We start from the raw sequence: 13,002 nt of genomic DNA, 5'->3' as shown, positions 1-13,002 counted from the left end.
AGGGGATGGCTTGTGTAGTCTGATCCGAATTGGAGCATGCGTTTCGACGCCTGCCTGACCTGTCATATAATTTGGTGTGCGGACGGCACGTGCTGAAAACCTGACAACATCAGGATCGGCGCGCGCCACATCTGTAGATATCCGAACGGATCAAAACCACGCCGTAGGCAGTGGACTGGTTTTGGTCACCCTGAGACACGGTACGGGCTGGACTGGCGAGCCGTAGATCGCCGGTGTTGAAATGGTAGAAGGGACGGTTGGACGCGCATGACACAAGAAAAATGGGGACAGCTGAGACAACGGCTGCTCAAGACAGTAGGCCAAAACAATTACACAACATGGATCGAGCCCTTGAAGTTTCGGGGATTGCAAGACGGGATAGCCACCTTTGATGTGCCCACGAATTTCATGGGCAACTACGTGAGCCAGAATTTCTCTGACCTGATCCTGCACGAGCTGAAGTCCGAGGATGACAGCATCTGCCGCCTCAGCTTTGCCGTGGCTGCAAATTCCGGTGCGCGCCCGTCTGCCGTGGATGCCCCGAAGGCGCTGCCAACCGCCGGCAAGTCGGCCCAATCCGCGTTGACGGCAGCCCCGCTGGACAAGCGATTCACCTTTGACAGCTTCGTCGTCGGCAAGCCGAACGAACTGGCCCATGCCGCCGCCAAGCGCGTGGCCGAGGGTGGTCCCGTCACCTTCAACCCGCTGTTTCTGTACGGTGGCGTAGGCTTGGGTAAGACGCACCTCATGCACGCCATTGCATGGGAGTTGCAGACCCGCCGCCCCGACCTGAACGTTCTGTATCTGTCGGCCGAGCAGTTCATGTACCGCTTTGTCCAGGCGCTGCGTGATCGCAAGATGATGGATTTCAAGGAAATGTTCCGCTCTGTCGACGTGCTGATGGTGGATGACGTCCAGTTCATCGCAGGCAAAGACAGCACGCAGGAAGAGTTTTTTCACACCTTCAACGCGCTGGTGGATCAGAACAAGCAGATCATCATCAGCGCCGACCGCGCGCCGGGCGAGATCAAGGACCTGGAAGAGCGCGTGAAGTCGCGGCTGCAATGCGGTCTGGTCGTGGACCTGCACCCGACCGACTACGAATTGCGTTTGGGCATCTTGCAATCCAAGGTCGAACAGCAGGTCGAAACCTATCCCGACCTGCGTGTCGAGGATGGTGTGCTGGAATTCCTCGCCCACCGCATTTCGACCAATGTTCGTGTGCTTGAGGGTGCTTTGACCCGTCTGTTCGCGTTCGCGTCGCTCGTTGGTCGCAAGATCGACATGGACCTGACCCAGGATTGTCTTGCCGACGTGTTGCGCGCATCCGAACGCAAGATCACCGTCGAAGAGATCCAGCGGAAGGTGTCCGAGCACTATAACATCCGCTTGAGCGACATGATCGGCCCAAAGCGCCTGCGCGCCTATGCCCGCCCGCGTCAAGTCGCCATGTATCTGGCCAAGCACATGACATCCCGGAGCCTGCCCGAGATTGGGCGCCGCTTTGGCGGTCGTGACCACACCACTGTCATGCACGGTGTGAAGCGGATCGAAGAGTTGAAACAGTCCGACGGCCAGATCGCCGAGGATCTGGAACTGCTGCGCCGCGCGCTCGAGGCGTAAACCTGCCGCAAAAGAATCACAGAGGGGCGTCCACAGGGCGCCCTTTTTCGTTTTCCGCAGCGCCTCGTCTTGACGTCGGTGCCTGCCCGCCCGACAAGCAATAAAATGCTTGTGAAGTGCGGCGGTTGGGCTAGTCTGCCCGTCCCGAGACAGAGGTGGGGAGACGGACCATGAAGATCAGTGTCGAACGCGGTGTGCTGCTGAAGGCCGTGAGCCAGGCCCAATCCGTGGTCGAGCGTCGCAACACCATTCCGATCCTCGCCAACGTGCTGATCGAGGCCGAAGGGTCCGACGTAACCTTCCGCGCCACCGACCTTGACATCGAGGTAGTGGACAAGGCCCGCGCTCAGGTGGAACGGGCCGGGTCCACCACCGTCGCCGCCACGACCCTGCATGAGATTGTGCGCAAGCTGCCCGATGGCGCGCTTGTCACCCTGACCGCCGACACCGCAGCTGGCCGTTTGACGGTTGAGGCGGGGCGCTCGAACTTCTCGCTCGCGACGCTGCCCAAGGAAGATTTTCCGGTTATGGCGTCGTCCGAATATGCCTCGAATTTCTCGGTCGAGGCGCCGAAGCTGCGCCGCCTGTTCGACAAGTCGAAATTCGCGATCTCGACGGAAGAGACACGGTACTATCTGAATGGCGTCTACATGCACATCGCCGATGGCGATGATGGCAAGGCGCTGCGCTGTGTTGCGACCGACGGCCACCGTCTGGCGCGGATCGACAGTGAACTGCCCGAAGGGGCAAGCGACATGCCTGGTGTGATCGTGCCCCGCAAGACCGTGGGTGAGCTGCGCAAGCTGCTGGACGACGACGACATGAAGATCGCCGTGTCGGTGTCGGAAACCAAGGTACGCTTTGCCACACCCGACATCACGCTGACATCGAAGGTGATCGACGGGACATTCCCCGACTACACGCGCGTCATTCCGGTTGGCAATACCCGCAAGCTGGAAGTGGATGCGAGCGACTTTGCAAAGGCGGTGGATCGGGTCGCCACCGTGTCGTCTGAACGGTCGCGCGCCGTGAAGTTGCAACTGGACGAGGATCGGCTGGTCCTGTCCGTGAACGCCCCTGACAGCGGTGCGGCAGAGGAAGAACTGGCCGTCGCCTATGGCGATGAACGGTTGGAGATTGGGTTCAATGCGAAGTATCTGCTTGAGATCGCAAGCCAGGTGGATCGCGAGAATGCAGTCTTCATGTTCAACTCCTCGGGCGATCCGACCCTGATGCGCGAAGGTACGGACCAATCTGCGGTTTATGTCGTCATGCCGATGCGCGTGTGAGCGGGCGGAATTTGACACAAATTCCGGTCCGTTTTCTTTGAAAGAAAACGGCACCATGGCTGGCCTTTCGCTTTCATGCCTAACGGTTTCCCATTTCCGGTCGCACAAGGTGGCGCGTCTGGACCTCGATCCGCGGCCCGTTGCGATTTACGGTTCCAATGGCGCGGGCAAGACAAACATCCTGGAAGCCGTATCCCTGTTTTCTCCGGGACGGGGGCTGCGCCGGTCATCGGCGGAGGACATGACGCGGCGGCCCGAGACGTTGGGTTGGAAACTGTCGGGTGTGTTGCAGTCTTTGCAACAGGTCCATGAGGTTGAAACCTGGTCCGAGGGTGGTTCCCCCCGGCAAGTGAAAATCGACGGCAAGGCGGCGCCTCAGACGGCTCTGGGCCGCATCGCACGCGTGTTGTGGCTGATCCCGTCGATGGACCGGCTATGGATCGAAGGGGCAGAGGGGCGGCGGCGGTTTCTGGATCGCATGACGTTGTCCTTCATTCCGGACCATGCGCAGGTGTCACTGGACTATGAAAAGGCGATGCGCGAGCGCAACCGGCTGCTCAAAGATATGGTGCGGGATGCACATTGGTATGCTGCCCTTGAACAGCGTATGGCCGAGACGGGGGCAGCCATTCACTCCAATCGATTGCAAGCGTTGGCGGAGTTGGCAGAGGCGCAAGCGGGGGCACAGACCGCCTTTCCTGCCGCGGACCTGACGCTGCAACCGGGTGAGTTGGGTATGCCGGACAGTGCGGAGGACGTGCGAACGGCTCTCGCAGAGGGGCGCGCGCGTGACCTTGCCGCCGGTCGCACCCTGATCGGGCCGCATCGGGCGGATTTGTATGGCGTCTATGCGGCCAAGGGTGTTCCAGCCAAGGATTGTTCGACCGGAGAACAGAAGGCGTTGCTCGTCTCTTTGATCCTCGCCAATGCGCGGGCCTTGGCGCGGGATTTCGGTGCGCCACCGCTCTTGTTGCTGGATGAGGTGGCGGCCCATCTGGATGCGGACCGGCGCGCGGCGCTCTATGACGAGATATGCGGACTTGGCGCGCAAGCCTGGATGACGGGCACTGAAACGGCGCTGTTCGACAGTCTGGGCGACCGTGCGCAATACGTCGAAGTGACGGAAGATGACGGGGTCAGCGCGGTGGCGCGGCGCTAGCCTCATCCTCCTGTCCCGACACACAAAATCTTGTGTCAGTTGCGTGACATTCCCTGTGGAAAACGGTATATTTTGCGGAACCACTCAAAGGGCCCGATTATGGCAGATAACGAGCAAAATCCCGAAGAATACGGCGCGGATTCCATCAAGGTTCTCAAGGGCTTGGAAGCTGTACGCAAGCGTCCGGGGATGTATATCGGTGACACCGATGATGGCAGCGGTCTGCACCACATGGTGTATGAGGTTGTCGACAACGGAATTGACGAGGCCTTGGCCGGTCATGCGGACGCTGTGACCGTCACGATTCACGCCGATTCCAGCGTATCGGTCAGCGACAATGGGCGCGGGATTCCGGTGGGTATTCACGAGGAAGAAGGCGTTTCGGCGGCAGAGGTCATCATGACCCAACTGCACGCGGGCGGAAAGTTCGACTCGAACTCCTACAAGGTGTCGGGCGGTCTGCACGGCGTGGGTGTGTCGGTGGTGAATGCGCTGTCCGACTGGCTTGAGTTGCGCATCTGGCGCGATGGCAAGGAGCATATCGCCCGGTTTGAGCGGGGTGATACCGTCAAGCATCTGGAAGTCGTAGGCGACGCCGATGGGCATACGGGGACCGAGGTTAGGTTTCTGGCCTCGACCGACACCTTCTCGAACCTCGAATACTCCTTCGACACGCTAGAAAAACGGCTGCGCGAGCTGGCCTTCCTGAACTCGGGTGTGCGGATCATTCTGGTGGACGAGCGGCCCGTGGAGCATCTGCGGTCCGAGCTTTACTACGAAGGCGGGGTGCGGGAGTTTGTGAAGTATCTCGACCGGTCCAAATCCTCGGTCATGGCTGAGCCGATCTTTGTCAGCGGTGAAAAGGACGACATCGGGGTCGAGGTCGCGATGTGGTGGAACGACAGCTATCACGAGAACGTGCTGCCCTTTACCAACAACATCCCGCAGCGCGATGGCGGCACGCATATGGCGGGCTTTCGCGGCGCGCTGACGCGGACGATCAACAACTACGCCCAGTCCAGCGGTATCGCGAAGAAGGAGAAGGTGAACTTCACTGGCGATGACGCGCGCGAGGGGCTGACCTGTGTCTTGTCGGTGAAGGTGCCGGACCCGAAATTCTCGTCCCAGACCAAGGACAAGCTGGTGTCCTCGGAAGTGCGCCCGGCGGTCGAAGGGTTGATGAACGAAAAGCTGGCCGAGTGGTTCGAGGAGAACCCGAACGAGGCCAAGATCATCGTGGGTAAGATCATCGAAGCGGCGCTGGCCCGTGAAGCGGCACGGAAGGCGCGCGAACTCACGCGGCGCAAGACGGCGATGGATGTGAACTACCTTGCCGGTAAGCTGAAGGATTGTTCGGAGAAGGATCCGTCGAAGACCGAAGTATTTCTTGTCGAGGGTGACTCCGCTGGTGGTTCGGCGCAAACGGGCCGGGACCGGCGCACGCAAGCCGTGCTGCCACTGCGCGGTAAAATCCTGAACGTGGAGCGGGCGCGGTTTGACCGGATGCTGTCCTCTCAGGAGATCGGCAACCTCGTCATGGCGCTAGGCACCGGTATTGGCCGGGACGAATTCGACATCTCGAAGCTGCGCTACCACAAGATCGTCATCATGACGGACGCGGACGTGGACGGCGCGCACATCCGGACGTTGCTGCTGACCTTCTTCTACCGGCAGATGCCGGAGCTGATCGAAGGCGGCTACCTCTACATTGCGCAACCGCCGCTCTACAAAGTGTCGCGCGGCAAGTCCGAGGTGTATCTGAAGGACCAGACAGCCCTCGACGACTACCTGGTCGAGCAAGGCACCGACGGTGCGATGCTGCGGCAGGGCAATGGTGAGGAAATCGTGGGCAATGACCTTGTCCGCGTTGTCGAGGAAGCGCGCCAACTGAAGCGTGTGTTGCAGGCGTTCCCCACGCATTACCCGCGCCACATTCTGGAACAGGCGGCTATCGCGGGGGCGTTTGTCCCCGGTGCCGTGGATTCCAATCTGCAAGGCGTCGCCGACAAGGTGGCCGAGCGTCTGAACCTGATCGCGTTGGAATGGGAGCGCGGCTGGCAAGGCCGGATCACCCAGGACAAGGGTGTGCGGCTGGCCCGTATCCTGCGCGGCGTGGAAGAGGTGCGCACGCTGGATGGCCCCATGCTGCGGTCCGGCGAGGCGCGCAAGACCGGGTCGTTCACCCAGTCATTGCAAGACGTCTATGGCACCCCCGCCACCCTGATCCGCAAGGACCGGGTGCAGGCGATCATGGGTCCGATGGACCTGCTGGACGCGATCCTTGAGGAAGGCGAGCGCGGCCTGTCACTGCAACGCTACAAGGGTCTGGGCGAGATGAACCCGGATCAGCTGTGGGAAACCACGCTGGACCCCGATGCCCGCACGCTGTTGCAGGTGCGGGTCGAGGATATGGCGGAGGCCGACGACCTGTTCACCAAGCTGATGGGCGACGTGGTGGAACCGCGCCGCGAATTCATCCAGCAGAACGCGCTGAGTGTTGAGAACCTGGATTTCTGAGTCCCACGCCCGGCGGCAGCGCCGCCCTTTGCGCATCATGTTAGACGTGATCGAGAGCCATTCATGTTTTCCAAAGAAAAACTCGAATACCGCCAACTGCCCCTACCGGATCGGCAAAAGTTGAGCGACGCCGAGATGCTGAAGCGGGTCGAAGACTTCCGCGACTTCATGGCCCAACGGCATACCGTGCGCGATTACTCCACGCGCCCCGTCGCGCGAGAGGTGATCGAGGCCTGCGTCGCCGCCGCCGGTACGGCCCCGTCCGGTGCCAACCACCAGCCCTGGCATTTCGTTGCGATCAGCGATCCGGCCATCAAACGCCAGATCCGCGAGGCGGCGGAAGAGGAAGAGCGCAAGTTCTACGACGGCGGCGCCAGCGACGAATGGATAAAGGCGTTGGAGCCCATTGGCACCAATGCCGACAAGCCGCACCTTGAGGATGCGCCGTGGCTGATCGTGGTCTTTGCCCAACGCTACGGACTGTTTGATGACGGCACACGGTACAAAAACTACTACGTGCCTGAAAGTGTGGGCATTGCCACCGGCATGTTGCTGACCGCACTGCATACGGCAGGGTTGGTCACGCTGACCCACACACCGAACCCCATGAAGTTTCTGGGCGACCTTCTGGACCGACCCGAAAGCGAAAAGGCGACCATGATCATCGCTGTCGGCCATGCGGCAGAGAACGCCACAGTCCCCGCAGTGGCGAAGATGAAGAAGCCGCTGGATGAGATTCTGACGGTGCGCTAAGTTTTTTTTGAACTTAACCGGGAACCCCTTTGGCTTGGCTTCGTTACCTCTCCGAAGCAACCATTGGAGGACCTTATGACACTGAAATCATTGAAGATGTCGGCCGCTCTGGCCGCAATTCTGGCTGCCGGTTCCGCTTATGCGGACAACCACGGTGCCAAGGTCGAAGACAGCGCCAACGCGACCTACACCGAAAAAGCCGAGGACACAGCGATCACGGCAGACACCGAAGCGCCCACCGCGCCGGTCACCGATACAGGCATGGCAGACGCCACGACTGAAATGACCGTTGCCGACCTTCTGGGCATGAACGTCGTGTCTGCTAACGACGAAGTCATCGGGGAAATCGACTATGTCGTGAATTCCTTGGACGGTCAGGCCGCTGTCATCGGTATCGGCGGTTTCCTGGGTCTGGGTGAGTACACTGTCGCGATCGACGTGAATGAGTTCGAAATGACAGCTGACGAGCAGTTGAAGCTTTCGCAATACACCGAAACCGAGCTTGAGGCGCTGCCCGAGTTCGACGAAACCGGCGTCGAGAGCCTGCCGGACGACACACCGGTCGAAGCGCAATTCTAAGTCGCTTGCCAGCGTTGAAAGAGAAGGGGGCCGCGGCCCCCTTTTTGATTTTCCGCCTAAGGGGAAAACGCGTCAACTTTTTCCTTTGTTTTGGCACCTTTGCTGCACTACGCTCCCGTCCAAGGTCGCGAAGGGCGGCCAAAGTCCAAACGGTGGGAGAGAGAATATGGGCAAACGTGACGATCTGATCGCGCAGTATGCAGATGATCTGAAGAACAAGTGCGGCATGACGCCGGACATGGATTTGCTGACGAAAGTGACGATTGGCTGCGGCCCATCCATTTACGACGCGGACGCATCGACCGTCGCGTCCAGCCAGCCGGGTGAGTTGGAAACCGTCAAAAACAACTTCCTGATCAAGAAGCTGGGCCTCGCAGACGGTCCCAAGCTGGACGAGGCAATTGCGTCGGTCATCGAGACCTATGGCAAATCCGAGCGCAACAAGTATCGCGCGGTCGTATACTACATGCTGACCAAGCATTTCGGCAAGGAAGGCGTCTACGCCTGATTTCTGCAACTGCAGCGTTAACGAACCGGACACCCGCATTAAGCGGGTGTTTCCATTTTGGGTCCAATGAGACGGACTATAAAATTGAGATTTCAGCGCTGGTATGCTACCAATACAGCATTCGGCCAGAAGGTCAGACCCGATATTCAGTTGACGTACGGTGGCTCATGGGAGTGTGCACCGGGGTGACAAGAGGGTTCTGACCGGCAAGGGTCAGAACCCTTTTTTCAGAACAATGCCAGCACCGCGCCGATAACGGTGCACCCGAATGTGGCGTACCCGCCGTCAATCATGGCCAGACGAAACGGCCGTGCACCAAAGGCGTAAAACGTCGCGATCCACGGCGTGACCAGGAACAGCCCGATCCCGAAACCGGACACCAGCCCTTCGCCCAACGTGTCTATCCCGCTCAGGACAAAGACGTGGCGCATCATGCCCGCAACCAGGATCGCGCCGACAACGCTGGTGATGTACGGCACCGGATTGGACTGATTGGCCGGCGCGTCGCCTGCCTCGTTCAGTGGCACACCCGACACCGCCATCCATGGCTTGGCCAAAACCGTGTACCAGATCGCGCCGAACATGAACCCGGCGATACCTGCCGCCAAAACCGCCAAAAATCCCATCTGTCCCTCCATTATTGGCTATTTGTGCCAGCAGGTTGCCAGACGATGGGACAAATCCAAAGTGTTTAGGGATCAACGCCCGCCATCTCGCACACCACAGCCCATTCGGCATCGGTCACGGGCTGCACCGACAGGCGCGAGTTGCGGATCAGGGCCATTTCTTCCAACCGCGGATCGGCTTTAACCATCTCAAGCGTGACCGGCGTCTGCACAGGGCCAATCGCCTTGATATCCACGCACTCCCACCGCTCGTCATCGGTGGTGCTGTCGGGATGCGCCTCGGCAATCACCTCAACGATACCGACAACCGCCTTTTCCGTCTGCGAGTGGTAAAAGAACCCGCGATCCCCGACCTTCATCTCGCGCATGAAATTGCGGGCCTGGTAGTTGCGCACACCGTCCCATTCTTCGCCCGCGTCGCCCTTGCCGACCTGCTGATCCCAGCTCCAGGTCGACGGCTCGGATTTGAACAGCCAGTATCTCATGCCCCGACCACCTGTTTCCACGCCTTGATCTGCACATCGCGGAACAGGCCCGCCTTGGCATAAGGGTCATTGTCAGCCCAGGCTTGCGCCGCATCCATACCTGCGACGTCCAACACAATCAGCGATCCGCAGGGGTTCCCATCGACATCCAGAAACGGCCCCGCCTGTTTCACCACGCCAGTGCTGTCTAGATACTCCAGATGCGCGGGCCGGTTCTCCATTCGGACGTCCAGCGCGCCCTCTTTGTCATACGCCATCAGGGCAAACAGCATCTCATTCCTCCTTCAGCGGGCGGGCCATCAGACGGGCCATCGCACCGGGTACATCGACTTTGTCATCCACCAGATCCGCGACCGTGGCGCAAATGGGCAGGTCCAGACCGTACTTAGCTGCCACACCGCGCAGTGCACGGGCCGTTCCAGCCCCCTCGACCGTGATGGCCGCATCAAATTCTCTTCCCGCGCCAAGGGCAAGACCCAGGCGATAGTTCCGAGACTTGTCCGATGTGCAGGTCAGCGTAAGATCGCCCAGACCGCTCAAACCCATCAAGGTCTCGGGCTGTGCACCCAGCGCAACGGCAACCCGCTGCATTTCTGCGAAACCGCGGGTCAGCAGAGCGGCGCGGGCGCTGTCACCCAGACCGGCACCCATGACCGCGCCGCACCCGATGGCAACCACGTTCTTCAACGCGCCTCCAAGCTCGGCCCCGGCAACATCCGCAGTGCGATAAAGCCGCAGTTTGGCTGTGGAAAGCTGACTTTGCAGCGCTTCAGCCACCGTCCTGTCGGTACAGGCGAGCGTGAGCGCGGTGGGCAATCCGCGCGCGATGTCGTCAGCAAAGCTTGGCCCCGTCAGTACCGCCCTGTGGCGCGCGCCGGAAAGGATGGATGCCGGACCTTCGCCTGTTGTCACCTCGATCCCCTTGCAACAGGCAACCGCCGTGTGATCGGACAAATCCAAACCGGTCAGGAACTGACGCAACCGTTGCGTCGGCACAGCGAACAACAAGGTGTTGCAGGCTAAAACAGTCTCTAACTCGCAGGAAATCGCTATGTTGTCTGGCAGATCAACACCGGGCAAACGCTGCGCATTCTGACGCGTGTCCGCCATTGCCTCGGCCTGATCGCGGTTGCGTGCCCACAGGGTCACGGGCCCCTTTTCCGCCAATGCGACGGCCAGCGCCGTGCCAAATGCCCCGGCCCCGATGATGCCAATGCTCACGCCTTGGCCCCCTTTTTCCCAGACCCGAGCATTGCGGTGCTCTTGGTATCAAGCGGCATACGTGGACGCGCTGACAGGTCCATGCCATCAGGATCGCGGCCGGGCATCTGTTCGATCGCCGCCGCTGCAATCATCGCGGCATTGTCGGTGCAAAGCGACAGCGGCGGCGCATTGAACGCAACACCTGCATCGGCGCAAACAGTCTCTAACTTGGACCGAATGGCCATGTTCGCAGCCACGCCGCCCGCAACGCATAGCGTTGGTTGCGCAGGTTCAAGGGTGAGGTACGCCGTCAAAGCACGCCGGGTCTTGCCCGCCAGACTGTCAGAAACAGCCGCCTGGAACGACGCGGCAAGGTCCGCCTGATCCTGAACCGTCAAACCGGATTGCGCAGCAACAATATCATCCCGCGCGCGCAAGACAGCCGTTTTCAGACCCGAAAAGCTGAGGTCGCAGCCCGGTTTGCCCGCCAGCGGCCGGGGAAAGGCAAAGCGGGCAGCGCTGCCGTCTTTCGCAGCGGCTTCGACAACAGGACCACCTGGTTGGCCGAGACCAATCAGCCGCGCAACCTTGTCAAACGCCTCGCCCGGCGCGTCGTCGATGGTGCCACCAAGGCGGGTAAAGTCGTCGGCCCCACGCGCCAAGAGGAACTGGCAATGACCGCCCGACACCAAAAGCATCAAGTACGGAAACCGAATGCCATCCGACAGGCGCGGCGTCAGAGCATGCCCGGCGAGGTGGTTGATCCCATACATCGGCTTGCCCGTCGCGGCGGCCAACCCCTTGGCCGTCATCACACCTGCGACCACACCTCCGATCAAACCCGGACCGCAGGTAGCGGCGATGGCGTCAATGCCACTCAGGTACACGCCCGCTTCGTCCAATGCGCGGACAATACTGACATCCAACCGCTCTGCATGGGCGCGGGCGGCAATCTCGGGCACCACGCCGCCGAAATCAGCGTGCAACTCGGATTGACCGAACACGACCGACGAAAGGACCGTCATGGCACCGGGCACGCCACGCACCACGGCCGCTGCGGTATCATCACAGCTGCTCTCGATCCCCAGAACTGTCACGGCTTGCGTCATGGTCCATCCGTTGCACCAAAGGCGCGTGCGGGGTAACAGCATAAGCCGTGGCGAACAATGCACCTCATCTCCCGGTCACCTTGTTGATGACCCGCCCGCTGGCGGCGGCGCAGCGCTTTGTCCAGGAGATGCCGGACGATATCGCGGCGCGCGTGATCCCTGTGTTCAGCCCGCTGTTGCGGATCGAACCAGTGGCACAGGCCCCGTTGCTCGCGCCGGACGTGGCGGCCATCTTTTCATCGGCAAACGCGGTGCAATACGGGCCGGAGGGTGCTGGCCGCACGGCCTTTTGCGTCGGCGCGCGGACGACGTCGCAGGCAAACGCACGCGGATGGTCTGCACAGATGGCGGGACCGGATGCAGATAGCCTGGTGCTGCACCTGACGAAAAACGCGTCTGACCTGCCGCTTGTTCATGTGCGCGGCCGTCACACCCGTGGCGATATCGCTGAACGATTGCGCGCCGCCGGTCGCGCCGCAACCGAGGCAATTGTCTACGATCAGGTGCTGCAATCGCTTAACGATGCAGCACAGGCCACGCTGATCCCAGGTGACGCGACGATTGTCCCACTTTTCTCTGCCCGCACTGCGGTAGAGTTTGCCAAACAGGCCCCGCGCGCCACATGCGCTCATGTGATCGCACTCAGCGCGGCGGTGGCAGAGGCGGCGTCTCCACTTGGTGTGCGTGGATTGGCTGAACGCCCGGATGCTGCCGCGATGTATGACGCAATCCGGCAGGCCATCAGTTCGGGTTGAGGGGCGCGTGGGCGCGCTGTAGACTTTGAGGCGGTGTAAAACCGCACGGAAGAATCGGAAGGGGAGTTCCTTGGCCAAACGCAAAAGTCCGGAAAAGGGGCCCCAGAAAGACACGGCAGCAGGATCGAACGACGCTGCTGAGCCAAAGATTGAGACCGAAACACCCAGCACCGAGGTGTCCGCTGAGGTTGCCGCAACCGAGATCATCGACCTGGAAGCGGAAGAAGTTGATGCCGAAGCCGCCAAGGATGGCGCGGACGCGACGGATACACAGGACGAACCCGTAATCCAGCCTGAGCCTGAGCCTGAGCCTGAGCCTGAGCCTGAGCCTGAGCCTGAGCCTGAGCCTGAGCCTGAGCCTGAGCCTGAGCCTGAGCCTGAGCCTGAGCCTGAGCC

The 13,002-nt window shown here is 60.8% G+C and carries 14 protein-coding genes; 9 read left to right on the top strand and 5 right to left on the bottom strand.

The genetic code is table 11. The annotated features are described in order from the left end of the window. Nucleotides 1-267: 267 nt before the first annotated feature. The 7 genes from dnaA to FD715_RS11985 all read left to right on the top strand — a co-directional run bounded on the left by dnaA (nucleotide 268) and on the right by FD715_RS11985 (nucleotide 8,428). On the top strand, nucleotides 268-1,623 hold the full coding sequence (gene dnaA, locus FD715_RS12015) for a chromosomal replication initiator protein DnaA (protein ID WP_147109892.1): 1,356 nt from the start codon (nucleotides 268-270) through the stop codon (nucleotides 1,621-1,623). Nucleotides 1,624-1,793: 170 nt separating this feature from the next. Beyond that, nucleotides 1,794-2,912, top strand: a complete 1,119-nt coding sequence (dnaN, locus tag FD715_RS12010) for a DNA polymerase III subunit beta (RefSeq protein ID WP_147109889.1) — start codon at nucleotides 1,794-1,796, stop codon at nucleotides 2,910-2,912. 55 nt (nucleotides 2,913-2,967) lie between these two features. Further along, nucleotides 2,968-4,071, top strand: coding sequence for a DNA replication/repair protein RecF (gene recF / locus FD715_RS12005; protein WP_147109887.1), 1,104 nt, complete (start codon nucleotides 2,968-2,970; stop codon nucleotides 4,069-4,071). Between the two features lie 99 nt (nucleotides 4,072-4,170). After that, on the top strand, nucleotides 4,171-6,588 hold the full coding sequence (gene gyrB, locus FD715_RS12000) for a DNA topoisomerase (ATP-hydrolyzing) subunit B (RefSeq protein ID WP_147109885.1): 2,418 nt from the start codon (nucleotides 4,171-4,173) through the stop codon (nucleotides 6,586-6,588). Nucleotides 6,589-6,651: 63 nt separating this feature from the next. Further along, nucleotides 6,652-7,341 (top strand): nitroreductase family protein, encoded by a 690-nt coding sequence (locus FD715_RS11995; RefSeq protein ID WP_147109883.1) that lies wholly within the window; start codon nucleotides 6,652-6,654, stop codon nucleotides 7,339-7,341. Nucleotides 7,342-7,416: 75 nt separating this feature from the next. After that, nucleotides 7,417-7,920, top strand: a complete 504-nt coding sequence (locus tag FD715_RS11990; RefSeq protein ID WP_147109881.1) for a PRC-barrel domain-containing protein — start codon at nucleotides 7,417-7,419, stop codon at nucleotides 7,918-7,920. 166 nt (nucleotides 7,921-8,086) lie between these two features. Beyond that, entirely contained in the window at nucleotides 8,087-8,428 is a 342-nt protein-coding gene (locus FD715_RS11985; protein ID WP_147109879.1) for a DUF2853 family protein, read from the top strand. A 227-nt stretch (nucleotides 8,429-8,655) separates the two neighbouring features. Here FD715_RS11985 and FD715_RS11980 read toward each other — a convergent pair whose 3' ends face one another. The 5 genes from FD715_RS11980 to tsaD all read right to left on the bottom strand — a co-directional run bounded on the left by FD715_RS11980 (nucleotide 8,656) and on the right by tsaD (nucleotide 11,851). After that, nucleotides 8,656-9,054: a DUF1761 domain-containing protein gene (locus FD715_RS11980; protein ID WP_147109877.1), complete on the bottom strand. Its 399-nt coding sequence runs from the start codon at nucleotides 9,052-9,054 to the stop codon at nucleotides 8,656-8,658. A gap of 65 nt (nucleotides 9,055-9,119) precedes the next feature. Continuing rightward, nucleotides 9,120-9,539 carry an EVE domain-containing protein gene (locus tag FD715_RS11975; protein WP_147109875.1) on the bottom strand — a complete coding sequence of 140 codons (420 nt, stop codon included), beginning with the start codon at nucleotides 9,537-9,539 and terminating at the stop codon, nucleotides 9,120-9,122. Further along, a complete protein-coding gene (locus FD715_RS11970; RefSeq protein WP_147109873.1) occupies nucleotides 9,536-9,811 on the bottom strand; it encodes a YciI family protein in 276 nt (91 codons plus the stop codon). Before FD715_RS11970 ends, FD715_RS11975 begins: the two co-directional genes overlap by 4 nt. A gap of 1 nt (nucleotide 9,812) precedes the next feature. Beyond that, the gene (locus tag FD715_RS11965; RefSeq protein WP_147109871.1) at nucleotides 9,813-10,760 is read right to left on the bottom strand and encodes an NAD(P)H-dependent glycerol-3-phosphate dehydrogenase; all 948 of its coding nucleotides are present in this window, start codon (nucleotides 10,758-10,760) and stop codon (nucleotides 9,813-9,815) included. Next, nucleotides 10,757-11,851 (bottom strand): tRNA (adenosine(37)-N6)-threonylcarbamoyltransferase complex transferase subunit TsaD, encoded by a 1,095-nt coding sequence (gene tsaD, locus FD715_RS11960; RefSeq protein ID WP_147109869.1) that lies wholly within the window; start codon nucleotides 11,849-11,851, stop codon nucleotides 10,757-10,759. Before tsaD ends, FD715_RS11965 begins: the two co-directional genes overlap by 4 nt. A gap of 86 nt (nucleotides 11,852-11,937) precedes the next feature. On the opposite strand from tsaD, the gene FD715_RS11955 reads away from it, so the two are divergent. Further along, on the top strand, nucleotides 11,938-12,606 hold the full coding sequence (locus FD715_RS11955) for a uroporphyrinogen-III synthase (RefSeq protein ID WP_147109867.1): 669 nt from the start codon (nucleotides 11,938-11,940) through the stop codon (nucleotides 12,604-12,606). A gap of 70 nt (nucleotides 12,607-12,676) precedes the next feature. Next, on the top strand, nucleotides 12,677-13,002 hold a 326-nt coding region (locus FD715_RS22520; protein ID WP_223274853.1), incomplete at its 3' end, for a hypothetical protein.

The organism is Tateyamaria sp. syn59 (assembly GCF_007995245.1).
In the GTDB taxonomy this organism is placed as follows: Bacteria; Pseudomonadota; Alphaproteobacteria; order Rhodobacterales; family Rhodobacteraceae; genus Tateyamaria.
The sequence above is the reverse complement of the archived record's forward strand: the minus strand, read 5'-3'. Positions and strand labels throughout refer to the sequence as shown.